The sequence below is a fragment of the Sorangium sp. So ce406 genome (assembly GCF_051474675.1).
GTDB lineage: Bacteria > Myxococcota_A > Polyangia > Polyangiales > Polyangiaceae > Sorangium > Sorangium cellulosum_G.
Genome location: NZ_CP150340.1, coordinates 9,227,606 through 9,250,913 on the forward strand (window position 1 = coordinate 9,227,606; position 23,308 = coordinate 9,250,913).

Here is a 23,308-nt window from a genome sequence, read left to right on the forward strand (position 1 = left end):
GGAGCCGGGCCGGCGCCGCGGAGCGGCCGTCCGCCGTCCTCTACCGTCGGCTAACCGCCGTCCTCTACCAGGGGATCGACCACACCTTCCTGCCGGGGCCCCTCGCGTCCTCGGAGCCCCAGGCAGTCGGGCTGCAGGTGGCCGGCGACGCGGCCGCGCGTCGCGGCGGCGATCTCCTGGAGCGGGAACTTCGGCGTTCGATCCGCATAGAGAAGGCCGTTCGCCTCCTGGTACGTGTCGGCGAGCTGCGTGTAACAGAAGCCGCTGAGCAGCTCGACCGAGCGCACGGCCGCGAGCAAGGCCTCGTAGGCCCGGGCGAACGATCCCGCGTCGTCGCAGAGCGAGTAGCCCCAGCTCCCCGGGATACCCCGCCGGAGCGCGATCCCGCCGAACTCCGACAGGATGATCGGGAGATCGCTCGTCTGGACCTTCCCACCGAGCACCAGGAGGCGTCCGCCGGGGCGCTCCCGCTGGAACAGCCGGGGACGGACCTCCTCGGCGTGGTAGCGCCGCGCGATGCGCTCCGCGTCTGTATCGTAGTCGTGGATCCCGATGATGTCGGTCGCGACGCTCTCCCAGCCGTCGTTGCCGACGACGGGGCGGGTCGCGTCGAGCGTCGTGGTGAGGTGGTAGAGCGCCTCGACCCAGTGGCGCTCCCGCGCGTTGTCAGGCAGGTTCGGCACGCCCCAGGACTCGTTGAACGGGACCCACGCCATGACACAGGGGTGGCTGTAATCGCGATCGATCACGTCGATCCACTCCCGCGTGAGGCGCTCGACCGACTGCGCGGTGAAGCGGTAGGCGCTCGGCATCTCCTCCCAGACCAGGAGGCCGAGCGTATCGGCCCAGTAGAGATAGCGCGGGTCCTCGATCTTCTGGTGCTTGCGCACGCCGTTGAAGCCCATCGCGCGCGCGAGCTCCACGTCGCGGCGGAGCGCGTGATCGTCCGGCGGCGTCATCCCGCTCCCGGGCCAGTAGCCCTGATCCAGCACCATCCGGAGCGAGAGCGGCCTGCCGTTGAGCACGATGCGGTCGCCCTGGACCGCGATCGAGCGCAGCGCCGTGTAGCTCCGGACCCGATCGAGCACCTCGCCGTCCGGGCCGAGGAGCTCGAGCTCCGCCTGGATGAGCGTGGGCGACTCGGGGCTCCAGAGGAGGTGGTTCCGGAAGTCGTCGATGCCGGGGTCGGAGAGCGCGACCCGCCGGTGCACCTCGCCGGCGACGATGGCGTACGTGTCGTCGGCGAGCAGCGCGTCGTCGTAGTGGAGCCGCACCCTGAGGCGCAGGTCGTCGCGCCGCGCCCCCGCGACCCTCGCGAGGCAGTCGATCTCCCAGCGGGCGAGGCTCGACGCCCAGCGCACCGCGCCGATCGAGGTGCTCGGGACGCGCTCCATCCAGACGGTCTGCCAGATCCCGGTCGTGCGCGGATACCAGATGGAGTGCGGTTCGCGCTGCCAGTCCTGCTTGCCGCGCGGCTTCGCCAGGTCGGCGGGGTCGTCCTCGGCGCGGACGATGATCTCCTGCGGCCCGGACGCGCCGAGGTGATCGGTGACGTCGACGCTGAAGGGGGTGTACCCGCCGACGTGGCGCGCGACGAGGCTCCCCTCCAACCAGACCGTGGCCTCGTAGTCGACCGCGCCGAAGTGCAGGATCAGCCGCTCGCCCTCCCGGAGGTCGGGCGCCTCGAACGTCCGCCGGTAGAAGCAGGCGCAACAGAAGCCCATCTCCCCGATCCCGCTCTGCTCCGTCTCGGGCGAGAACGGGACCTCGATGACGCGGTCCCACACGACCTCGCCGGGCCTCCTCCACCTCGCCTCCGGGTCGAGCGCGAACGCCCAGGTCCCGTTCAGGGACGTCCACCCCGCGCGCCGGAGCTGCGGCCTCGGATAGCCATGCTCGCGGCCGCCCGCGCTCGACAGCTCGTCCTCCACGGCGTGCCTCCCCTTCGCTCGCCTCGGTGCCATCGCGTGACGTGTCCTCTTTCCGCGCAAGCCGCCGGACCGAACCTCGGAGTCGCAGCGCTCCTCCCAGGGTAGTGGATGATGCCCGCGCGCACAGGGCGAGTCCAACCCGCTCGTCGCGAATAAGGCCGTTGCCCGCCTGGTCGACTATCCCTCATCGACCGGAGTTCAAGGCAATCTCCGACATCACCTGTTGCCTCCCTTCTCTCGATCTCACGCTCCCCCGGCCCGCGCGGCGCCACGGTAGGCCCGCGGCCGGCCCCCCGGGTCGACGATCCGCCCGACGCCCTCCAGACCGCGCTATCATCGCGCCGCCTCATCCCGAGGAGCCCGGCCCCTCGCAGCATGTCCCAGCCCCATCCCGCGCCCGCCGAGCCCCCGTTCGCCGAGATGGCCGTCGGCGCCCATCGCCTCGCGCTCCTCAAGGACGGCGCCCAGGCGTACCCGGCCATGCTCGAGGCCATCGCCCGCGCCCGGCGCACCATCTGCCTCGAGACGTACATCCTCCGCGGCGATCGCACCGGCCAGCGCTTCGCCGAGGCGCTCGCCGAGCGGGCGGCGGCCGGCGTCGAGGTGAGCCTGCTCTTCGACGCCTGGGGCTCCTCCGTGTCGTCGTCCTTCCTCGACGGCCTCCGCCGCGCCGGCGTCCGGCCCCTCGCCTTCCGCCCCTTCGAGCTCTCCGCCCCGTTCGGGAAGGTCGCCCGCCGCGACCACCGCAAGGCGCTCATCGTCGACGGCGCCGTCGCGTTCACCGGCGGCCTCAACATCTCCGACGACTACGCCGCTCCGGAGCACGGCGGCGCCGGCTGGCGCGACACCCACCTCCGCATCGAGGGCCCCGCCGCCGCCGAGCTCCAGTACTTCTTCCTGCGCGCATGGCAGCGCTCCGGCGGCGCCCCCGTCGACGAGCAGCGCTACGGCATCACGGGGCGCAGGCCCGACCCCGCCGTCCAGATCATCAGCAACGACCTCCCCCGCCGGAGGCACCGCCACGGCATCCGCCACGCGTACCGGATCGCCATCGAGCGCGCCCGGCGGCGGATCTACATCACCAACGCCTACTTCCTGCCGCCGCTCCGGATCATCCACGCGCTCACCGCCGCGGCCCGCCGCGGCGTCGACGTCAGGATCATGGTCGCCGGCACCACCGACGTGCCCGCGGTCCTGCTCGCGTCGCGCACCATCTACGGCCACCTCCTCGACGCCGGCGCCCGCATGTTCGAGTGGCGCGGCCGCGTCCTGCACGCCAAGACCGCGGTCATCGACGGCGCGTGGTCCACCGTCGGCTCGACGAACCTCGACAGCCAGTCGCTGCGCATGAACCTCGAGGTGAACGCCGTCGTCTCGCACCGCGGGTTCGCCAGCGCCATGGAGCAGATGTTCGCCGACGACCTCGCCCATTGCCGCGAGATCACCGTCGCGCACTGGGCCCGGCGCCCCCTGTGGGAGCGGGCGGCCTCGTGGACAGCCTACCTCGCGCGCAACTGGCTCTGACGCCGGCGCGCAGGGTCGCTGTGGCGGACGCGCCGGCGCGAGCGCCGCCAGGCGCGCCGGCGGGATGCTACCGTCTAGGCATGTCCGATTTCCGCCGCTTCCGCGGCACCGAACGCTACCTCACCAACGAGGCGCTCGAGGCCGCCGTCAACTGCGCGCTGGTCCTGGAGCGGCCGCTCCTCGTCAAGGGAGAGCCCGGCACCGGCAAGACGCTCCTCGCCGAGGCCATCGCGCAGAGCCTGTCGGCCGAGCTCATCCTCTGGCACGTCAAGAGCACCACGCGGGCCCAGGACGGGCTCTACGTCTACGACACGGTGCAACGGCTCTACGACTCGCGCTTCGGCGACGGCGACGTCCGCGACATCCGCCGCTACATCAAGCTCGGCCCCCTCGGGAAGGCGTTCAGCGCCGAGCGGCGCGCCGTGCTGCTCATCGACGAGGTCGACAAGGCGGACCTCGAGTTCCCGAACGATCTCCTGCACGAGCTCGATCGGATGCGCTTCCGCATCACCGAGACCGGCGACGAGATCGTCGCCCGGGAGCGGCCCGTCGTGATCATCACCAGCAACAACGAGAAGGAGCTGCCGGACGCCTTCCTGCGCCGCTGCGTCTTCCACTTCATCGATTTCCCGGAGGCGGAGCTCATGCGGGAGATCGTCCGCGTCCATCACCCCGACCTCGACCGGGCGCTCGCCGATCAGGCGATGCAGGTCTTCTACGAGATCCGGAAGAACGCCCGGATCCGGAAGCGGCCCTCGACGAGCGAGCTCATCGACTGGATCGCCGTGCTGCGCCGGGCGGGCGTGCAGGAGGTGAAGCTCGACAAGACGCTGCCGTTCCTCGGCGCGCTGCTCAAGAAGGAGCAGGACCTCGTCGCGCTCGCCGACCAGCTCGCCGGCGGCAGGCGCTACCGGTCGTAGCCATGTTCGTCGAGTTCCTCTACGAGCTCCGGGCCCGCAAGGTCCCGGTCGGCGCCCAGGAGGCGATCGGCCTCGCGCGGGCGCTCGCCGCGGGGCTGCACGACAGCTCGCTCGACGGCTTCTACCACGTCGCGCGGGCGATGCTGGTCCACTCCGAGGCGCACCTCGACGACTTCGACCTCGCGTTCGCCGAGCACTTCCGCGGCGTGCACGTGGAGGCCAAGGCGATCGCGGAGGAGCTCCTCTCGTGGCTGCGGGATCCCATCAAGATGCGCGCCCTCTCCGAGGAGGAGAAGGCGATGATCGAGGAGCTGGACCTCGACGAGGTGCTCCGGCGGTTCGAGGAGCGCCTGCGCGAGCAGCGGGAGCGCCACGACGGGGGCAGCCGCTGGATCGGCACCGGCGGCACGTCGCCGTTCGGCCGCGGCGGCTACAACCCGAGCGGCATCCAGGTCGGCGGCTCCGCGGGCGGGCGGAGCGGCGCCGTGCAGAACGCCGACGCGCGCCGCTACCGGCCCTACCGCAGCGATCTCACGCTCGACGTGCGCCAGATCGAGGTGGCGCTGCGCAAGCTGCGCGCCTTCGCGCGCGAGGGCGGCGACCGCGAGCTCGACATCGACGCGACCATCGACGCGACGGCCAGGAACGCGGGCGAGATCGAGGTCGTCACCAGGCCGCCGCGCCGGCCGAACACGCGCGTGATCCTGATGATGGACGTGGGCGGCTCGATGGACCCGAGCGCCGCGCTCGTGTCGCAGCTCTTCAGCGCGGCGAAGCGCGCGACGCACTGGAAGGAGCTGAGGAGCTACTACTTCCACAACTGCGTCTACGAAAACGTGTACAAAACCGAGGGGTTACAGGACCCTGTGCCGGTGCGCGAGCTCCTCCACGAGTGCGGCAAGCACCACAAGCTCGTGATGGTCGGGGACGCCTCGATGGCGCCGTACGAGCTGCTCGGCTCGTCAGGCTTCGGCGGCGGAGGGGCCGACCGCTGGGCGTCCTCGTTCGAGTCCGACGCGCGGATGCCCGGCGTCGCCTGGCTCATGATGCTCCGCGACCATTTCGACCGCGCGGTGTGGCTGAACCCCGACGGGGTCGGCCCCTACCCTCACCCCACGGTCGACGCGATCAAGGGCATCTTCCCGATGTTCGCGCTCACGCTCGAGGGCCTGGGGGAGGCCGTCACCGAGCTGGTCCGCGGTCGCGGCCGCGCCTGATCGCGCGCGCCGCGGGCCCGGTCAGCGGCCGGCGCGCTTGAACACCTCGGCCGTCGTCGACGCGACGAGGGCGCGATCGAGCCAGCCGTCGAGCTCGCGCTCGCTCCTGCACGACGAGATCTTCGCCGCCGCGGTCTTCGTGAGCCGCAGCCCTCGCCGGTCGAGGACGCGCCTCAGCGCGCCGCGCTTGCCCTCGAGGATGCCCTCCTCGCGCCCTTCCTCTCGCCCTTCCTCGCGCCCCGCCGCGAGCACGGCCTCGAGGTCCTCGTAGCCCTGCCGCTGGAGCAGGTTGGTCAGCAGGGTCTTCTCCGCCTCGCTGCGCTCATAGAGCGCCTCGACGCGGACCGCGTTCTTCAGGATGCCCGGGGCGCTCAGGAGCTGCCCGGGGAGCACGACGCGCATCCGCCGGCGGGGCTCGTGCACCTCGACCCGCCGCGGGCCGCTCAGGCGCACCACCCAGAGGACCTTCGTGCCGGCCGCGAGCAGGTCGGCGATCTTCTCCTGGAGCTTCTCCTCGTCCTGCCCCACGTCGGCGTACTCGATGGCGAGCTCCGGGACCCCCTTCACCCAGCCGGGCTTGTCGGGCACGTTGCCCACCGCGACGTCCGGCGCCCGGAGCGTGCTCCCATCCAGGGCGTAACCCGTGTCCACGCCGGCCTCCTTGACCGCCGGGTCCCAGCCCACGACCGAGCTGCCCAGGTGCTGCGGCCCGGAGCCACGCCCTCCGGTGGGGGCGCAGTGGACGGGATGGCCGTTCGAGAGCTCGTACGGGTCACCCGAGCGGACGTGCTCCACGCGAAACGGGCCGCGCTCCGCCGCCCGGCCCTTGGCCTGCATCGAGGGCATGGGAGGACGATAGCACGCGGCCGGCGCGCCCTGGCGGGCCGCCGCGCCGCGGGGCTGCCGCGCCGCATCCAGCGCGGCGCTTTCACGTGGGCGCTATGCGCTGGGGAGCCACATGCGGAACGCCGTGCCCCGGCAGCGGCCCGCCGTCGCCGTGATCTCGCCGCCGTGGGCCTCGATGATGACCCGGCTCAGCGCGAGGCCGAGGCCGGTCCCCTTCACCTTGGCGGTGACGAGCGGCTCGAAGAGGCGATCGATCACGCACGGGTGGACGCCGGGGCCGTTGTCCTCGACCTCGAGGTACGTCCGCTCGTCGCCGCGCCACGCGCGCGTGACGATCGAGCCGCCGGGGGCGTTGTCGAGCGCCTCGATCGCGTTGAGGTAGAGGTTCGAGAAGACGCGCTCGAGCAGGATGGGGTCGCACAGCAGCGTGAGATCGGCCGGCGCGACGGCGACCTCGAACCGGACCGCCGTGGGCAGGACCAGCGCGTGCCGGGCGCTCTCGATCAGCTTGCCCACAGGCGCGGGCTCGCGCCGCAGCGGCTCGCCGCGCGCCAGCCCGAGGACGCTGCCGATGACCTCGTGCGCCTTGCGGATCTCGCACGTCACCCGGTCGAGGTGGCGCAGCAGGCAGGGCCGATCGTCGAGGTCCCGCTGCGCCAGGTAGAGCGACGACTCGGCGACCGCGAGGGCGTTGCGCAGCTCGTGAGCGACGCTCGCGCCGACCGCTCCCGCCGCGGCGAGGCGCGCGGCGCAGCATTCGGTCTCGTGACCCTCATTTGCCATAACGCCGACCGCAGCGTAGCCGATCTCCGGGCGATCGCCCGCGCGCTCGGCGGGCGATCGCCGCCGCCCCGTGATGGATATTCCCGCTGCGACCATACGCAGCCCGGGCTCACCCGGCGTCGGCCGCGAGCGGCGCGGACGCCGCGCGCTCCGGCGCAGATTTGACGCGGCGCGCCCGCTCGAGGTCGAGGAGCGAGAAGCGCTCGGCGGCGGCGGAGCCCGCCGGCGCGGCGCGGCCGAAGAGCTGGAGCCGCACGGCGCGGTGCGGCGGCGGCGTGATCGCGCCTGGCGCTTCCCCGGGCTCCCCCAGGATCACGGCGGCGACCTCGGACGACTTCACCGCCCCCGAGCCGCGGATGTCGACCTCGACGTCGAGGGCGACGAGGTCGCCGGCGAGCCCGGCGCGCGCGAGCGCCGAGAGCACGTCGGGCCCGCCGACCTCGGCCCGCACGAGGTACTGCCGCACGTCGACCATCTTCGCGAGCCGGTCGATCTCGCGGCGGATCGGGAGCGACGCGGCCGAGAGGGCGGCGCCGCAGCGGGCCGCGAGGATCGCCTCGGCGTCGCTGCCGATCGCGGAGCGCGCGAACGCGAGCGCGTAGCGGGCCCCGGCGATCAGCTTGCTCACGGCGGGGTCCTCCGGGCCGAGCTTCGCGGCCCCGCGGAACACGAGCCCGCGCGGGCTCGCGGCGGTCATCGACGCGACGAGCGCCTCGAGGGCGGCGGGGTCGAGGTCGCGCTCGAGGCGGAGGTCGACGTACTCGTCGAGGCTGATCACGCCGAGCGAGAGGGCCGGGGAAAACGTCATGTCCGGCTTCGGGTGGAAGCCCGCGGTGTAGGTCATCGGCGCGCCGACGCGCCGGAGGACGCGGGGCAGCTCGCGCACGACGTCGAGGTGGCCGAGCAGCGCCACCGGTCCGGTCTTCTCGAAGCGGAAGCGGTAGCGGAAGCCGCCGCGCCCCTTGGGCGCGCGCGGCGCCGCGGCTTCCGGCGGCGCCGCGGCTTCCGGCGGCGCCGCGGCTTCCGGCGGCGCCGCGGCTTCCGGCGGCGCCGCGGCTTCCGGCGGCGCCGCGGCTTCCGGCGGCACCGCGGCTTCCGGCGGCGCCGCGGCTTCCGGCGGCGCCGCGGCTTCCTTGACGATCGGCAGCGAGCGCTTGTGTGCGCCGAGCCGGTCGAGGAAGGTCAGCCGCTCCTCGCGCATCTGCGTCATGTCGCAGGCGACGCCGCAGTCGTAACAGACGAGCCGGCGCGTGTCGGCCCGGGCGTCGTCGAGGTTCGTGTGGTGCACGAACGTGCCGGCGACCTTGCCGCACGGCGGGCTGAGGCGGTTCTGGAGCGCCTTCCTGTACTCCCGCGCGAGGAACCCCTCCTCGAGGCCGACGTCGATGTGATCCCACGGCAGCCGCGCCGTCACCGGCAGGGTGCCGAGGTACTTCGCCCGATCGACGCCCGCGTGCGCGAACGCCTCCTCCCACACGGCGAGCTCGAGCTGGTCGTCCCACGAGTCGAAGCGGGCGCCGTTGCGCCAGGCCCGCTCGATCACGTCGGCGAGGGGGCGGTCGCCGCGGGCGAAGATGCCCTCGAGGACGCTGGCGTGGGCCTCGTGGGTCTTCAGCTTGACGGCGCGGTAGGGCCGCACCGTGTCCCGGAGGATCTGCTGCTTGCGCGCGACCTCCGAGAGCGTGTCCATCGCCGCCCACTGGAACGGGGTGTGGGGCTTCGGCACGTGCGTCGAGACGCTGACCGTCACGTCGGCCGGCTTGCCCCTGCCGGCCGCCTTCCGCCCGGCGCCGGCCGCGCGGGCGCCCGTCTCGACGATGCCGCGCACGTCCTCGTCGGTCTCGGTGGGGAGGCCGATCATGAAGTAGAGCTTCATCTTGCCCCAGCCGCGGCTGAACACCCGCTCGGCCGTCTCGAGGAGCTGCTCCTCCGTGACGTTCTTGTTCACGACGTCGCGCATCCGCTGGGTCCCCGCCTCGGGCGCGAAGGTGAGGCCCGTCGCGCGCACGCGCTTCAGCTGGTCGAGGAGATCGGGCTCGAGCCCGTAAGCGCGCAGCGACGAGACGCCGAGCGAGATGCGCTCGGCCGTGAGGCGCTCGGTGACCTTCTTGATGAGCGGCGAGATGCACGAGACGTCGGCCGTCGACAGCGCTGTGAGCGAGACCTCGTCCTGGCCGGACTTCTGCACCGCGCGCATCACGGTGTCGACGATCTGCTCGGGATCGCGCTCGCGGACGGGGCGGTAGATCATGCCGGCCTGGCAGAAGCGGCACCCCTCGGTGCAGCCGCGGGCGATCTCGATCGACATGCGATCGAAGATCGCCTCGGGGCCGCCGGTCGGGCTCTCGTCGGGGAACGGGTACCGGTTGAGGTCGACCAGGGCGCGCTCGACCGGGAACGGGATCCCGGGGACGAGCGGGCGGTCCACGACCTCGAAGCCGGTGTCGGGGTCGCGCCGGGTCGCGTAGAGCGAGGGCACGTAGATGGCGCCGAGGCGCGCGATCGCGATCAGCCGCTCGCGCCGCGGCACGCCCTCGCGCTTCAGCCGGGTCCACGTGAGGGCGACCTCCGTCGCCTTCTCCTCGCCGTCGCCGATGACGAGGGCGTCGAGGAAGGGGGCGATCGGCTCGGGGTGGGTCGCGGTCGGGCCGCCGGCGATCACGATCGGGTCGTCCTCGCCGCGATCCGCCGCGCGCAGCGGGATGCCGCCGAGGTGCAGCATGGTGAGGATGTTCGAGTAGGTGAGCTCGAACTGCAGCGAGAAGCCCACGACGTCGAAGTCCCTCAGCGGGCGCGCCGACTCGAGGGAGACCAGCGGCAGCCCGCGCTTCACGAGCTGGGCCTCCATGTCGACCCAGGGCGCGTAGCTGCGCTCGGCCAGGGTGCGCGGGTCGTCGTTCAGGAGCTTGTAGAGGATCTTGAAGCCGAGGTGGCTCATCCCGATGTCGTAGACGTCCGGGAAGGCGAGGCAGACGCGCGCCTCGACTGACGCCCAGTCCTTGACGACCGAGCCGACCTCGCCGCCCGCGTAGCGCGCGGGCTTCTCGACCTGATCGAGGAAGGAGGCGTACGGGTGATCGGCGAGCAGGGGGAGGCTGTCCATGGCGCTCCGGCGCGTAGCATGGCGGGCCGGCGCCGGCACCCACGGCCCGGGGTTTGTCGGGCGCGGGCGCGCGCCGGGCCCTCGGCCCTCCTGGCAAGCAGGCTTATCGGCAGCTCGACGCTGTAGACGCGCCGCGAGCGGGGCCGCGTCGCCGCTGTGACCGGCGCCGGTGCGACACTCACTCCTCGCGCGGCACGGCGGACGCCCGGATCCGCGCGCCCGGGGCGGCAGGACGGCCCGCGTGGGCTATGCTCACCCCGTGCGCGTGCGAGACCCCCACCACGTGGCGATCGACCGGGAGCGGCACGTCGAGTACCGCGATCCCAGCGAGTTCGACCGGATCGCCTTCGCCATGCGCGCGCTGGACCGCCTGCGGCCGAAGCGGATGACCGTCGCCGTCTACCCGGCGCTCGCCGCGCTCCGGGTCGAGCGCGGGCAGAACCTCCAGCGCGGCGAGGGGGGCTCGTGGGCGATCGTCGGCATCCCGCCGCACGCGAGCCGCGAGCACATCGCCTATGCGCTCGCCGAGCTCGCCGGCGTCGAGTCGGTGCCCTACGCGGTGCAGACCCTCCTCGCCGCTGACACAAACGCCGACGCCTAGCCGCCGACGGGGGCGCCGAGGCCAGGGTCCCGGGGTCGTCGAGCCGGGAGGGCACGGCGGATGGTATTGCGCCCCGCACCAGGGAGAGCGAGGCTGCTCGCGTGCCTGCTCCGATCCGGCGACACATCGAGCGCCACCGCGCCGCCAAGGCGGTGTGGAGCGTCATCATCAGCCTGGATCGCCACAACGCGCCGCGGGCCGCGAGCGCGATGGCCTTCGACGCGTTCCTCAGCCTGATCCCCCTCGCCGCGTTCGCCGGCTATGTGCTCAGCCGGATCCAGCAGTGGTCCGATGTGGTGGTGCGGCCGATCCTCCGGGCGGCCCCGCCGGAGGTCGCCGTGATCGTCTCCGACGAGCTCCTCCGGCTCTCGCAGTCGTCGGCCGTCGCCCCGATCAGCATCACCGGCTTCCTCTGGATCACGTCCTCCGGGCTCTCGACCGCCATGGGCGTGTTCGACACCATCTACAACGCCCGCGAGCGCCCCTGGTACGTCCGCAGGGCGATCGCGGCGGCGTGCGTGATGGCCAGCCTCGCCGTGGTGCCCGTGGTCGCGGGCCTCGGCGTGCTGATCGGGTCGCTCTCGGGATCCATCGGCGCGCGCATCGTCGCGTTCGCGCTCCCCGCGGGGCTCGTCACCTGCATGGTGGCCGCGTTCTTCAGGATCTCGATCCAGCGCCCGAACATCGAGCGGCGCCGGATCTTCCCGGGCGCGGTGCTCACCGTGGCGCTCTGGTCGATCGTGTCGACCCTCTTCTCGCTGTACGTCGCCACGCTCGGCCGCTACGCCACGTTCTACGGGAGCCTCGCGACCGTCGCGATCTTCCTCTTCTGGCTCTGGCTGCTGGCGCTGGCGCTGCTCATCGGGGGCGAGCTGAACGCGCGCCTGGAGCGCGAGCGCGCCGGGATCATCTCGATCCCGCCCCCGGGCAAGTGGAGCGCGCTGGAGCTCTCCGAGCTGCTCCACATCGCCGACCCGCCCCAGACCTCCACGCCGCTCCCCCAGAGCACCACACAGCCCCAGAGCGTCACCCGCCCCCGCGGCGCCGCGGCGCGGCTCGGCGGGGGCGAGAACGCCACGGACAACGACGAGAGCGACGCCGCGGACGACGAGACCCGGGGCGCCCCGAGCTCGCCGCCGGCGCGGCGGGCCGCAAGCTAGGCCGGCGCGCCGGGGCCGGCGCCCGCGGCGGCTGCGATCGCGCCGGGGCCGGCGCCCGCGGCGGCTGCGCTGAAGGACGGACGGCCGCCGCCCGACGGCTCGGCTCGGCACGGGCAGTGAAAGCTCCGTCGATCGTTCGCCGCTCGGCGCTCACTCGGCGCGGTTTCGCACGGTGGGTGCGCGCTCTTCGCGCAGGAGGATGTCGAGGGCGGGCGTGAGGGGGAGCGGTCGAGCGTGCACGCGCACTACGGAGCGGGGGGAGACGGGGGGGGCGGCCGACGCGCGGCGCCCCTGCAAGGAGACGCCGGGCTGTACTTCCTCGGGTCGCTGCACGAGCTCGTCGCGGTGGGCCTGCACCGCCCGGCGCTCGAGGGGCTGTGCGCAGGGCAGCGCGACCTCGCGGAGCCGCCGATCGACCGCGCCTACCTGCTCAAGGTCCTCGACGAGGAGATCTCCCGCCAGTTCGGGCACCCGCTCCGGCCGCTCATCGAGCTCGTGCTCAACGCCGCCGACGCGGCCCGCGGGCCGCAGCCGCTCGTCGACGTCGCCGTCACCGACGGGCGGGTCGACGTCTGCGACACCGGCGTCGGCATGGGGCTCCGGGCGATCCTCTCACGGCTGCTCATCCCGTTCGCGACAGACAAGCGGCCCGGGATCGATCTCGGCCGGTTCGGGGTCGGGTTCTTCTCGGTGCTCGGCTTCGGGCTCTCGGACCCCGAGAGCTTCAGCCTGCACCTCACCACCGGCGACGGCATCGAGGGGTGGGCGATCCGCGTCGTGCCCTGGCCGGGCGGGGGCGACGAGCCCGACCCGCCCGCGTCCGCCCCGGAGGAGGTCGGGCGCGCCCGCGGCCGCGCGTCGCCGGAGCTCGCCGCCGCCCTGATGTGCTCGGTGCGCCGGATCGCGCCGCTGCTCGGCACCCGCGTGCGCGTCACGTCGGCGCTGCTCGAGGCGAGCGCGGTGCGCGCGTACCTGCGCGACGCGCTCCACTTCTTCCCCGCGAGCCGCGCCCTCGTGCTGCTCGACGGCGCGGCCGTGAACGACGGCCGGCTGATCTCGGGCGGGCAGCTCGTGCAGGAGCCGATCGCGCCCGCAGGCGGCGCTCGCGGGCGCGCGGCCAGCCCCGCCGGCGAGGCGCGCGCGACGGCCGCCGGCGAGGCGCGCGCGACGGCCGCCGGCGAGGCGCGCGCGACGGCCGCCGGCGAGGCGCGCGCGACGGCCGCCGGCGAGGCGCGCGCGACGGCCGCCGGCGAGGCCGCGGAGGCGCAGGGCCCCGCGCTGCTCGCGCGGTTCCACATCGGCGGGCGCGGGCTGCTCCCGAGCATCTCGGCGGCCACCTTCCACGCCGGCGTCAAGGTCGACGCCTGCCTCGCCCTCGCCGAGCTCGCGCTCATCGATTTCCCGGCCGCCGTGGAGCTGACCGAGGGGCGCGACGCGCTCAAGGTCGGGCCGGAGTTCACCGCGGCCGCGACGGCCTTCTACCGGCGGCTCATCCAGCTCGCCGCCGCGAGCGGCGAGGGCCGGCGCGCGCGCGACCGGCTCGCCGAGATGGCCGCGCAGATCAGCGCCCTCATGCTGCAATCCGCGGGCTGGGACGAGGTGGCCCGCGACCTCGCGCGCGCGCTGCTCGGCCCCGGGCGCTGCATGGTGACGCCCGAGCGGCGCGAGGCGCTCCTCGGGTTCCTCGGGCCGAGCGTGGCCGAGCGCCTCTTCGTGCCGGAGAGCTTCTGGGCGGAGCGCGAGTGGCAGCCCCACCTGCCGGGCGAGCGCGAGCTCCTCGAGGACGAGCTCGAGCTCGATCCCGCGGAGATGCTCTCGGCGCTCGCGCGGCGCCGCGGCGACCTCGAGGGGCTGCCCCTGCTGCTCGCCCGCGCGGCGAACCCGCACACGACCCTGGTCGCCCTCTGCCGGAGCCGGCTCCGGCCGGACCGCGGGGTCGCGGGGGCCGCCGCGTCGCGCCGGGCGCCGGGCGCGCCCCCGCTCGCGCCCACGTTCCCTGAGGCGGCGGGGCGGCGGCCTCCCGGCCCGCTGCCGTGCCTCGGGACGCGCCGGCTGCTCCTCATCCGCGACGACAGCCCGGCCGTGCGGCGGCCCTCCGGCTGGAGCGACTGGTACGCGCTGCGCGCCGCCTTCGACCGCGCGTCGGGGGTGCGCGAGGCCGATCTCGAGCGCGATCTCATCGTCGGCGAACCCGTGGACGGGGCGGCCTGCGCTGCGCCCCGGCCCGGCGAAAGGACGTCCGGAGGCGAGCCATGACCCAGATCTCGTACGGGCTTTTCTCGGAGCTGCTCCTCGTGCGGATCCACGGGCGCGCCGAGGCTTACCTGGAGGCGAGCCCCGCGGAGCGCGTCGCGCTCGTCGCCGCCTGCCGCAGCGAGGCCACGGTGCCCGACCTCGCGCAGCGCATCCTCTCGCGCACCATCTACGCGCAGGCGTCGTCGCGGATCGGCCCGCTCCGCGAGCTGCTCCAGAACGCGCTCGACGCCTCGCCGCCCGGCGCCCGCATCGACGTCCGCTCGACCGAGGACGGCCGCGAGATCTCGATCTCGGACCAGGGCCGCGGCATGACCCGGACCGAGCTGCTCACCGACCTGCTCGTCCCGTTCCGGAGCGGCAAGGCGGGCGAGGCCGACGCGATCGGCGAGCACGGGATCGGCTTCTTCTCCGCGCTGGAGATCGCGCCCTGGATCGAGGTGGTCACCGCGACCGCGTCGGGCGGCCACCGGCTGCTCGTCGCGCCGCTCGGCGTCGGGCCGCGCCACGAGGACTTCTCGTGGACGCTCCTGCCCCTCTCCCGCCCGCCCGCCTCCCCCGCGCCGCCGGCCGCGGGCGCTCCCCTCCCGCGCGCGCCGCTGCCGCCGCGCGCCTTCGATCCGCCGCGCCGCCCGGCGACGGGCACCACGGTGCGGCTCTCGCTCGCGCAGCCGATCTCGCGGCCGGCGCTCGCCGCGGAGGTCGCCGCCGCGGCGGGGCTGGTCGACCCGTCCGTCGCGCGCATCCACGTCGACGGAGCGCTCGTCAACACGGCGCGTGCGCGCCTCCGCCGCGCCGCGGAGGTGCCGCTCCGGCTCCCGCCGTCGGGGGAGCTGTGCGGCGCGCTCGAGCTCTCCGTGGGCCGGGGCGACGGCGTCGAGCCGCAGCTCACGATCACCCAGAAGGGGCTCACGGTGGCCACGCGGATCGACCCCTTCCCCGGCCCCGAGCTCGCGCTGCACCGCGAGCTCGCGCGGGCGATCACGGCGGCCGGCTTCGGGCTGGTCGCGGAGCTGCCGCTCGGCGTGCCGCTGAACAAGGGCCGCTCCGCGGTCGCGGCGAGCGCGTCGGCGGCGGTCGAGGCGGCGCTCGTCGCCGCGTTCGAGCGCTTCATCCTGCGCGACGCCCTGTACGACCGCGAGCTCCTGCGGGCGGTCGATCACCGGCTCTCGTCGGTGCTCGACCGGCTCGTCCACGGGGCGCTGCTCGGCGAGAGCATCACGATCGCCTCCGCCCAGGCGGTCGAGGAGCTCGATCCCCTCGCGCGCACCCCGACGGTGGCGGCCCCCGAGCAGGTCATCCGCTTCGCGGGTGGGCTGCTCGACGCGCCCCTCTTCCGGTCGATCGTGGTCGACGCCGGCCAGCGGTCGCACGGCGCGGGGTCGCCCCCGCCGCTCGGCCAGCTCCACTGGCGCAGCGCGGCGCTCACGCTGCGCGAGCTGCTGCAGGCCCACCGGGCCGGCGTGCTCCGCCCGCTCGAGGGCACCCCGCCGCCTCCGTCGACCCATGCCCGGAGCACCGCCCGCTGGCCGCTGGGCGCCTGCGCCGCGGCGCCCGAGGCGGCCGCCTCCGAGCACGAGGCGCCGGGCGCGCGGTCCGGGGAGCTCGTGTACCTCGCGCTCGACGAGCCGCTCGCGCTGGCGTTCTGGCGGCGCCTCGCGACCGAGGGCGCGGCCGCGCCGCCGCCCCCGCCCGCGTCGTCGTCGGCGCCGCGGGCGGCGGTCGCCGCGCCGTGCCCGATGCCCCGCACCTCGCGCGAGGTGCTCCTGAAGGCGGCGGCCGACGTGCCCGGCGTCCGCGCCGTGGCCGCGGCCATGACGGTCCTCGAGCGGCTCGACGCGGCGATCTCCGAGTCCGCCGACCTGCCGACGTCGCCGATCTGGGCGCACCAGGACCTCTACGGCCCCGACGAGATGGCGCACACCGACGGCAGCGGCATCAGCGTGAACCTCGCCTCCGCGCGGGTGCGGGCGCTGCTCACCGCGGTGCTCCTGCGCGACGACGCCGTCGCCTTCACCGCGCTCACCGATCTCCTGCTCCACGAGAAGACGCACGTCTCGCTGGCGAGCTACGTCCCGCGGCCCATGGCCGAGCACGGCACGAGCTTCTACCGCCGCAAGGACTGGATGCGCCGCCGCCTGCTCGCGGCGATCGCGAGCGGCGCGGTCGCCGACCCGATACGCTGGCTCGCGGTGGCGCGGCGGGGGCTCGCGTGCTCGGCGCTGCCGGCGCCCGAGGAGCTCTCGCGCGCCTTCCAGTCGGCCGCCGCGGCGGCGTGAGGCGCTCGGGTTCGCCGCGGACCGGTGTGAGGCGACCGCGACGGTTGTATTCAGCGCAACCCGGAGGCTGTCCGGAGCCTCCAGGGTGAATTGAAATTCAGACCGGAGCCTCTCCGGAGCCTCCAGGGTGAATTGAAATTCAGACCGGAGCCTCTCCGGAGCCTCCAGGGTGAATTGAAATTCAACCTGGAGGCTGGACCGCATTGCCCCTCTTACCCGTCGCGGGATTTGCCGTGAGATTGAACGGACGCCGAGCCTGTGGAGGCCTGTTCGGCGCCGGCCAGCTCGTACCGTGATCGTGGTGACGCTCCGGCACAGCCCGGCACAGTTCCAGCGGGGCGGAATCGCGCCGTCGCGCCGTCGCGGGGGATCAGCGGGAGACGAGATCCTTCATCCAGGCGACGTCGGCGGGCCTCGTCTCCTTGATCGCGTCGGCCCACTCCTCGTCGGTCATGCGCTCGAAGTTCTCGGTGATCTGCTCGAAGTACGACGAGGCGAGCCCGACGAACGCGCTGGGCGTGCCGCACGGATCGGCCGTGACGACCATCAGCCGCGGCAGGCCGGTGCCCACGTGGAGCACGCGGCCGACAGGCGCGCCGCCCTCGTCGGTCGGCTGGGTGTGGACGTCGGCGATCGTCGGGTCCAGCTCGACGCTCTTGGCCATGTCGAAGAAGAGCTGCGCGTACCAGCCCTCGGCGCCGAAGGGAGATCCGCAGCCCCACTGGATCCGGACGGCCTGGTTGATGAAGTCGAGGTGCTCCTGCGTGAGGGGCACGCCGGCGCGCTCGTTCGCGGCCATCTCGGCGAGCCTGGTCGCGACGTCGTGCAGGCGCTCGAAATACGCCGGCACGGCCTCCTCGAGCCACGGCTGGCTCGACAGATCGAGCGCGCCGACGACGTCGCCGCCTTGCGCGGCCAGCTCGGCGATGCGCGTGAAGAAGGCCGGGTACGGGTCGACGTACGCGTCCGGGAACTCGCAGGTGTTGCCGGCCGTGTACGACTGCTTGGCGTAGAGCAGGGTGTCGTGCCGGAGCTCGGCCCAGGAGGCGAGCTGGGTGTTCAGCAGGCGCCGGCCCCACGCCTCGGTCTTGGCCACGCCGGGCAGCCCCTCGGCGTCGGCCAGCGCCTTGCCCGGCGACAGCTCGCGCAGCGCGCCGAGCCAGCGGTTGTAGATGTTCTTGCCCCAGAAGTCCCCGGGGTGCGCGTCGACGAGCACGCGCATCATGTGCAGGTCGGGCGCGTAGGGGAACTGGCCGAGCTCGGGCCCGAGCAGCAGGCCCGCCTGATCGTTGCCCAGCGCGGCGAAGCCCACGTCGAGCGGGTTCGGCATCATGCGCTTGACGGTGCCGCCCTTCACCCGATCGAAGACCACGTTCGAGAACACGTGCGAGTCGACGACGTACCGCTGGCCGAGCAGCGCGAAGCTCGACGACAGCGGGAGCGTGCCCTTGTCGAGGCCGTTGATCATGATGTGGCTCGAGATCCGCTGCGTCCCGTGGCCCTTCTCGACCACGACCTTGGCGATCTGCTCGTCGGGGACGCCGGCGAGCCCGGCGGCGTCGCCGAGGCCGAGGTCCTCGAGCAGGTCGTCGAGCTCGGGCAGCGTCATGTAGTCGCTCTCGCCGACGAAGGCCTGGATCGTGTCGTCGATGCGCGTGTAGCGGTCGAGGGTCTTCGCCTCGGCGAGCGCGCGCAGCACGTAGGCGCCCTCGAGCTGCCGCCGCTGGAAGACCTGCGTGCCGTCGGTCTGGGTCTCCAGGAAGCGGAAGTCCACGCGCCCGAGCCACATCATGCTGCGGAAGTAGCGCTCGAGCGCCGGCTCGTCGGTGTAGTGGCCGCGCGGCTCGAACTGCGAGAAGTCCATGAGCCGTTCGGAGCCGAAGAGCCGCACCTTGCCCATGCCCTGGTGGGCCTTGGCGCCCGCGGCGAGCTCCTCGATCTTGGCGGCGTCGGCGCCCGCGACGGGCGCGACGGGCGCGTCCGTGAGGAGCGCGAGCGCGACGGCCGTGAACAGGTCTGCGTCGGCGCGCGCCTCGGCGCCGAGATCGCCGCCGGCGCCGTCGGCGAGCCGCGCGCGCATCTCCTCGAGCATCGTGGCGAGCTCGGGGGAGAGCGAGGCGAGCTCGACGGCCTTCAGGATCGCGTCGTACGAGCGGTGGACCGCGTACAGGATCGAGTCCGCGGACACGTAGAGCGGCAGGTCGAGCGCGTAGATGGTCTCGTAGCCGTAGACGAAGGTGGGGAAGGTCTTCTTCTCCGAGATGACGAAGCCGTTCTTCGAGAGCTTCGCGAGCTCGTCGTCGTCGAGCCCGAGCGAGGAGCCCTGGATGAGCGGCAGGTGCTCGGCGTCCGCGGGCGCGTAAGGCAGGCTCGAGGTGAAGCTGACGGCGTACTTCGAGGCGAACTCCTGTGCGGTCATGTCCGCCGAGGCGTCGCGCTCGCCGAGCAGCGCGGTGAGCTCCGCCCCCTGTTCGGGCCCGAGCGGCGCGGGCTCGATCGGCGTGGGCGGCTCCGTGCCGGGCTGCGGCTGCCCACCGCTGGAGCAGCCGGCGGCGAGGGCGATGAGGATCGGGACGAAATGAAAGTGAAGAAGTGTTTTGCGCATCGGGTTCCCCTTCCAGGGCGCGCCTCCCGAGCTTGGAGGGCGCCGCGGCCCCTGCATGAGCAAGGATGGTGCCGCGGGCCGGGGAGGCGCTCGCGCCTTGTCCCGAACGGCGATGACCTGCAATGGCGCAGAGGTGTGATGATGACCCCCGCGATACCGCCGTGCCGGGCGCGTCCAGCGTGGCTCGGGACCCGCGCATTGCCGGAATAGCGTGGTTTGTACCGTCGCGAGGACACCGAGGTCCGCTGCAAACGGCTCGTGACGTCAGCCCGCCAGATCCACTACAAGGGGCGCCGGAGGAAAGCCATGTCCATCACGTTCTACTACTCCCCTCAGTCCAGCGCTGGCCGCATCCGCGTGTCGCTCGCCGAGCTCGATATTCCCTGCGAGATCGTCCGGGTCGACCTGCGCGCCGGCGACCAGAAGAAACCGGACTTCCTCGCCCTCAACCCCAATGGCAAGGTGCCGACCGTCGTGATCGACGGCACCCCGATGTTCGAGTCGGTGGCGATCCAGATCGCCCTCGGCGAGCGCTACGGTGTCCAGAAGGGCCTGTGGCCGGCGCCCGGCTCCCCCGAGCAGCTCACGGCCCTTACCTGGCTTGTCTGGGGCCAGGTCACCCTCACCGGCACCCTGTTCCGCTACATGGGGAACACGAGCGAGTATTTCCCGAAGGAGATGCACAACGAGAAGCAAGCCGAGCAGGCCCTGACCGAGATGCGCGACCTGCTCCGCATCCTCGACGGCCGCCTCGACGGCCGCCCGTACCTCACCGGAGAGCGCTGTACCCTGGTGGATCTCGACCTCGCGTCCATGCTCGGCTGGGGCCTCATGGCGGCCAAGATCGACATCGCCGAGCTGAAGAACCTGAAGGGATGGCTCGGCCGCATCGCGGAGCGCCCGGCCGTGAAGGCGGCGATGGCCGAGACCTGAGCCCGACGGCGCCCTCGCTCGCCCGGAGCGGGCGAGGCGCCCCCTCTCCCGTTACCGCCCGCTTACCGCCCGCTTGCCGCCCGCGCGGCCAGGATCGGCCCTCGTCCGCGCGGTCGCCCGCCTGACTCGCGCCGCCCCGGGCGCCCTTGCGCGCGCCCGACCCATGCTAGAACTCGGCCGCGATGACGGTCCTCCAGGTCGCCGACCTCAGCTTCGGTTACGGCGCCGACAAGCTCTTCCAGGGCATCACCTTCTCCCTGGAGCACGGCCAGCGCGCCGCGCTCGTGGCCCCCAACGGCGCCGGTAAATCGACGCTGCTCCGCCTCGTGGCCCGGGAGCTCACCCCGGACACGGGCTCGGTCGTGATCCGCAAGGGCGTCCGGGTCGCCTACTTCCGGCAGTCGCACGAGCTCCAGGCCGAGGGCACGGTGCTCGACGCCTTCCTCTCCGGGTTCTCCGAGGTGCTCGATCTCCGCCACGCCCTCACCGCGGCGCAGCACGCCGCCGCGAGCGGCAGCGAGGCCGACCTCGACCGGCTCAGCGACCTCACCGACCGCTACCACATCGCCGGCGGCGACGACCTCGAGCGCCGCGTCGAGATCATCGCGGCCCACCTCGGGTTCACGCCCGCCGACATGGACCGCCCCGTCGCGAGCCTGTCCGGCGGCGAGCGCGGCCGCCTCCAGCTCGGCGTCGTGCTCGCCATCGAGCCCGACCTCCTCCTGCTCGACGAGCCCACGAACCACCTCGACATCGAGACGATCACCTGGCTCGAGAAGCACCTCGCCGGCCTCGCCGGCGCGCTGCTCTGCGTGTCGCACGACCGCGCCTTCCTCGACGCCGTCTGCCCGAACACGATGGAGCTCGGGCAGCGCAGCTTCCGCACCTACCCGCTCAAGTACAGCGATTACGCGGTCGCGCGCGAGGAGGACCTCGCCCGCGAGCGGGAGCTCGCCGAGCGGCAAGAGGCGTTCGTCGCGAAGACCGAGGACTTCATCCGGCGCAACATCGCCGGCCAGAAGACGAAGCAGGCGCAGAGCCGGCGCAAGATGCTCGAGAAGCTCGAGACCATCGACCGGCCCGAGGACGTCTGGGCCACCGCCGAGAAGGTCCGCTTCCGGTTCGCGCCCGCCCCGCGCAGCGGGGACATCGTGCTCGACGCGCGCGGGCTCGGCGCCTCCCGCGGCGGGCGCGCGCTCTTCTCCGGCGTCGAGCTGCTCATCCGGCGCGGCGACCGCGTCGGCGTCGTCGGCCCCAACGGCACCGGCAAGTCGACGCTGCTCAAGCTGCTCGCCGGCGCGGGCGCGCCCGAGGACGTCGGCGACGTGCGGCGCGGGACGAACCTCTGCCAGGGCTACTTCGACCAGCACCTCGGCTCGCTCGACCCGCAGAGGACCGCGGTCGAGGAGATCCGCAGCGTCCGCGCCGACATGAACGTCGACGCCACGCGACAGTACCTGTCGCGCTTCCGCTTCTACGGCGACGACGCGCTCCGCAAGGTCCAGGGCTTCTCGGGCGGCGAGCGGAGCCGGCTCGCGCTCGCGAAGCTGCTGCTCGAGCCGCGCAACCTGCTCTTCCTCGACGAGCCGACGAACCACCTCGACATCCCGGCGGCCGAGATCCTCGAGGAGGCGCTCGCGGGCTTCGAGGGCACGGTGCTGCTCGTCTCGCACGACCGGCGGTTCCTGGAGCAGGTGACGACGCGCATCGTGGCCGTGCGCGAGGGGCGCGTGGACGTCTACCCCGGCGGCTTCCGCGACTACCGCGACAACCTCGAGAAGCTCGCGGCCGAGGCGGCGGCGCGCGAGGCCGAGGAGCGCGAGGCGGCGCGCGGCCCGGCCGGCGGCGCGCGAGGCGGGCGGGGCGGCGCGAGCGCGCCGCGCGACGAGCAGCGGGGCGCCGCGGCCGCGGCCGTGGCCGACAGGGGCGCGAAGGCCCCCGGCCGCGCGGTGCGGCGGAGCGGCGCGACGATGCCGCCGCCGGACGACGCGGGGGACGCGGCGGCGCGGAAGCGGGCGTTCGAGAGCGACAAGGCCGCGGCGCGGGCCGCGGAGCGGAAGCGCAAGCGGATCAAGGAGCTGGAGGCGGAGATCGCGGCCGGCGAGTCGCAGCTCGCGGAGATGCGCGAGGAGCTGAAGAAGGACCCGGGCGGCGACTGGGCGAAGCTCGCGGAGGCGGCGCGCAAGGAGCAGGCGCTCGCGAAGCGCGTCGACGCGGCGATGGCCGAGTGGATGGCGCTCAGCGAGGAGCTCGGCGCCTCGGCGACGGCGGGAGGCGGGGCGTGACCGGCGCGGCGGCCAGCGCGCGCCGCGCGGGGGCGGCTGCCCGCGCGCGCGCTGCCCGTCGCGCGGCGGCGCTGCTCGCGCTCGCCGCGGCGGCGCTGGGGCCGGCGGCGTGCGCGGAGAAGCGCGACGACGGCACCGCCCCGGCGCAGGCGTCGGCCGAGCTGCCGCCGCTCGAGCTGCGCGACGACACGGCGAACCTGATGCTCACGTGGATCGACGAGAAGGGCGACACCCACGTCGAGCTCCGCCCCGCCGACGTGCCCGTCGAGGGCCGCTCGATGGTTCGCGCGATGCTCTCGGACCGGACGGAGGGCACGCGCGACGTCTTCTACATCGCGGATCTGACGCAGAAGCGCCCGGACGGCACGTACACGGTGCGGACGATGCCGCGGCGTGAGTGGGAGTCGCTGCTGGAGAAGCGCCGCGCCGAGCACGTCGCGAAGACGGCGCCCCCGCCGCCGGCGCCGGGCCCTGGCGGCTCCGCGGGCCCCGGTGCGCCGAGCCAGCTCGGCGGCGTCACGGTGATCATCTACGGCGCCTCGTGGTGCAAGCCGTGCCACCAGGCCGCGGACTACCTGCGCGCCAAGGGCGTCGCCGCGATCGTCAAGGACATCGAGGAGGACCCGGCCGCGGCCGCCGAGATGCAGGACAAGCTCGCGAAGAGCCACCAGCGCGGCGGCAGCATCCCGATCATCGATGTCCGCGGGCAGATCCTGGTCGGGTTCAGCGCCGGCGCGATCGATCAGGCGCTCGCGCGTGCGGCGCGCGGCACGACGCTCTGACGCGCGGGCGGCGGATCGCCGGGAGATCCGCGGATCGCGGGACCGCCGGCGGGCGGTCGCGCTGCGCGGCGCGACGGTGGCGTCAT

15 protein-coding genes are annotated in these 23,308 nt (G+C 73.7%); 10 read left to right on the plus strand and 5 right to left on the minus strand.

The window, feature by feature from the left end; genetic code table 11:
* Positions 1–50 precede the first annotated feature (50 nt).
* Complete coding sequence (locus tag WME96_RS34520; RefSeq protein ID WP_437285838.1) at positions 51–1,964, minus strand: glycoside hydrolase family 2 protein; 1,914 nt, start codon at positions 1,962–1,964, stop codon at positions 51–53.
* A 342-nt stretch (positions 1,965–2,306) separates the two neighbouring features.
* On the opposite strand from WME96_RS34520, the gene WME96_RS34525 reads away from it, so the two are divergent.
* From WME96_RS34525 to WME96_RS34535, 3 genes are all read left to right on the plus strand, one after another.
* The gene (locus tag WME96_RS34525; protein WP_437285839.1) at positions 2,307–3,455 is read left to right on the plus strand and encodes a phospholipase D-like domain-containing protein; all 1,149 of its coding nucleotides are present in this window, start codon (positions 2,307–2,309) and stop codon (positions 3,453–3,455) included.
* An 80-nt stretch (positions 3,456–3,535) separates the two neighbouring features.
* Positions 3,536–4,375 carry an AAA family ATPase gene (locus tag WME96_RS34530; protein WP_437285840.1) on the plus strand — a complete coding sequence of 280 codons (840 nt, stop codon included), beginning with the start codon at positions 3,536–3,538 and terminating at the stop codon, positions 4,373–4,375.
* A 2-nt stretch (positions 4,376–4,377) separates the two neighbouring features.
* Entirely contained in the window at positions 4,378–5,592 is a 1,215-nt protein-coding gene (locus WME96_RS34535) for a vWA domain-containing protein (protein ID WP_437285841.1), read from the plus strand.
* Between the two features lie 21 nt (positions 5,593–5,613).
* On the opposite strand, the gene WME96_RS34540 is transcribed toward WME96_RS34535, so the two are convergent.
* The 3 genes from WME96_RS34540 to WME96_RS34550 form a co-directional block, all read right to left on the minus strand.
* On the minus strand, positions 5,614–6,438 hold the full coding sequence (locus WME96_RS34540) for a Uma2 family endonuclease (RefSeq protein ID WP_437285842.1): 825 nt from the start codon (positions 6,436–6,438) through the stop codon (positions 5,614–5,616).
* Between the two features lie 93 nt (positions 6,439–6,531).
* Positions 6,532–7,221, minus strand: a complete 690-nt coding sequence (locus tag WME96_RS34545) for a sensor histidine kinase (protein WP_437285843.1) — start codon at positions 7,219–7,221, stop codon at positions 6,532–6,534.
* Positions 7,222–7,330: 109 nt separating this feature from the next.
* Positions 7,331–10,324, minus strand: coding sequence for a TIGR03960 family B12-binding radical SAM protein (locus WME96_RS34550; protein WP_437285844.1), 2,994 nt, complete (start codon positions 10,322–10,324; stop codon positions 7,331–7,333).
* A gap of 259 nt (positions 10,325–10,583) precedes the next feature.
* On the opposite strand from WME96_RS34550, the gene WME96_RS34555 reads away from it, so the two are divergent.
* The 4 genes from WME96_RS34555 (at position 10,584) to WME96_RS34570 (ending at position 16,617) form a co-directional block, all read left to right on the plus strand.
* Positions 10,584–10,925 (plus strand): hypothetical protein, encoded by a 342-nt coding sequence (locus WME96_RS34555; protein WP_437285845.1) that lies wholly within the window; start codon positions 10,584–10,586, stop codon positions 10,923–10,925.
* Positions 10,926–11,026: 101 nt separating this feature from the next.
* The gene (locus WME96_RS34560; protein WP_437285846.1) at positions 11,027–12,085 is read left to right on the plus strand and encodes a YihY/virulence factor BrkB family protein; all 1,059 of its coding nucleotides are present in this window, start codon (positions 11,027–11,029) and stop codon (positions 12,083–12,085) included.
* A gap of 234 nt (positions 12,086–12,319) precedes the next feature.
* Positions 12,320–14,341 (plus strand): ATP-binding protein, encoded by a 2,022-nt coding sequence (locus WME96_RS34565; RefSeq protein ID WP_437285847.1) that lies wholly within the window; start codon positions 12,320–12,322, stop codon positions 14,339–14,341.
* On the plus strand, positions 14,338–16,617 hold the full coding sequence (locus tag WME96_RS34570) for an ATP-binding protein (RefSeq protein WP_437285848.1): 2,280 nt from the start codon (positions 14,338–14,340) through the stop codon (positions 16,615–16,617). Before WME96_RS34565 ends, WME96_RS34570 begins: the two co-directional genes overlap by 4 nt.
* A gap of 370 nt (positions 16,618–16,987) precedes the next feature.
* On the opposite strand, the gene WME96_RS34575 is transcribed toward WME96_RS34570, so the two are convergent.
* Complete coding sequence (locus WME96_RS34575; protein ID WP_437285849.1) at positions 16,988–19,222, minus strand: DUF3160 domain-containing protein; 2,235 nt, start codon at positions 19,220–19,222, stop codon at positions 16,988–16,990.
* A 306-nt stretch (positions 19,223–19,528) separates the two neighbouring features.
* Between WME96_RS34575 and WME96_RS34580 the strand changes: the two genes are divergently transcribed.
* The 3 genes from WME96_RS34580 to WME96_RS34590 all read left to right on the plus strand — a co-directional run bounded on the left by WME96_RS34580 (position 19,529) and on the right by WME96_RS34590 (position 23,222).
* Positions 19,529–20,155: a glutathione S-transferase family protein gene (locus WME96_RS34580; RefSeq protein ID WP_061615924.1), complete on the plus strand. Its 627-nt coding sequence runs from the start codon at positions 19,529–19,531 to the stop codon at positions 20,153–20,155.
* Between the two features lie 182 nt (positions 20,156–20,337).
* Positions 20,338–22,440: an ABC-F family ATP-binding cassette domain-containing protein gene (locus WME96_RS34585; RefSeq protein WP_437285850.1), complete on the plus strand. Its 2,103-nt coding sequence runs from the start codon at positions 20,338–20,340 to the stop codon at positions 22,438–22,440.
* On the plus strand, positions 22,437–23,222 hold the full coding sequence (locus WME96_RS34590; RefSeq protein ID WP_437285851.1) for a glutaredoxin domain-containing protein: 786 nt from the start codon (positions 22,437–22,439) through the stop codon (positions 23,220–23,222). The genes WME96_RS34585 and WME96_RS34590 overlap by 4 nt, the downstream gene beginning before the upstream one ends.
* Positions 23,223–23,308: the final 86 nt, after the last annotated feature.

Bases quoted from the DNA above. Each gene is read 5' to 3' on its own strand.
- WME96_RS34525 (WP_437285839.1), top strand. From the start codon at position 2,307: ATGTCCCAGCCCCATCCCGCGCCCGCCGAGCCCCCGTTCGCCGAGATG.
- WME96_RS34520 (WP_437285838.1), bottom strand. From the start codon at position 1,964: ATGGCACCGAGGCGAGCGAAGGGGAGGCACGCCGTGGAGGACGAGCTG.
- WME96_RS34550 (WP_437285844.1), bottom strand. From the start codon at position 10,324: ATGGACAGCCTCCCCCTGCTCGCCGATCACCCGTACGCCTCCTTCCTC.
- WME96_RS34570 (WP_437285848.1), top strand. From the start codon at position 14,338: ATGACCCAGATCTCGTACGGGCTTTTCTCGGAGCTGCTCCTCGTGCGG.
- WME96_RS34585 (WP_437285850.1), top strand. From the start codon at position 20,338: ATGACGGTCCTCCAGGTCGCCGACCTCAGCTTCGGTTACGGCGCCGAC.
- WME96_RS34530 (WP_437285840.1), top strand. From the start codon at position 3,536: ATGTCCGATTTCCGCCGCTTCCGCGGCACCGAACGCTACCTCACCAAC.
- WME96_RS34540 (WP_437285842.1), bottom strand. From the start codon at position 6,438: ATGCCCTCGATGCAGGCCAAGGGCCGGGCGGCGGAGCGCGGCCCGTTT.
- WME96_RS34575 (WP_437285849.1), bottom strand. From the start codon at position 19,222: ATGCGCAAAACACTTCTTCACTTTCATTTCGTCCCGATCCTCATCGCC.
- WME96_RS34545 (WP_437285843.1), bottom strand. From the start codon at position 7,221: ATGGCAAATGAGGGTCACGAGACCGAATGCTGCGCCGCGCGCCTCGCC.
- WME96_RS34535 (WP_437285841.1), top strand. From the start codon at position 4,378: ATGTTCGTCGAGTTCCTCTACGAGCTCCGGGCCCGCAAGGTCCCGGTC.
- WME96_RS34580 (WP_061615924.1), top strand. From the start codon at position 19,529: ATGTCCATCACGTTCTACTACTCCCCTCAGTCCAGCGCTGGCCGCATC.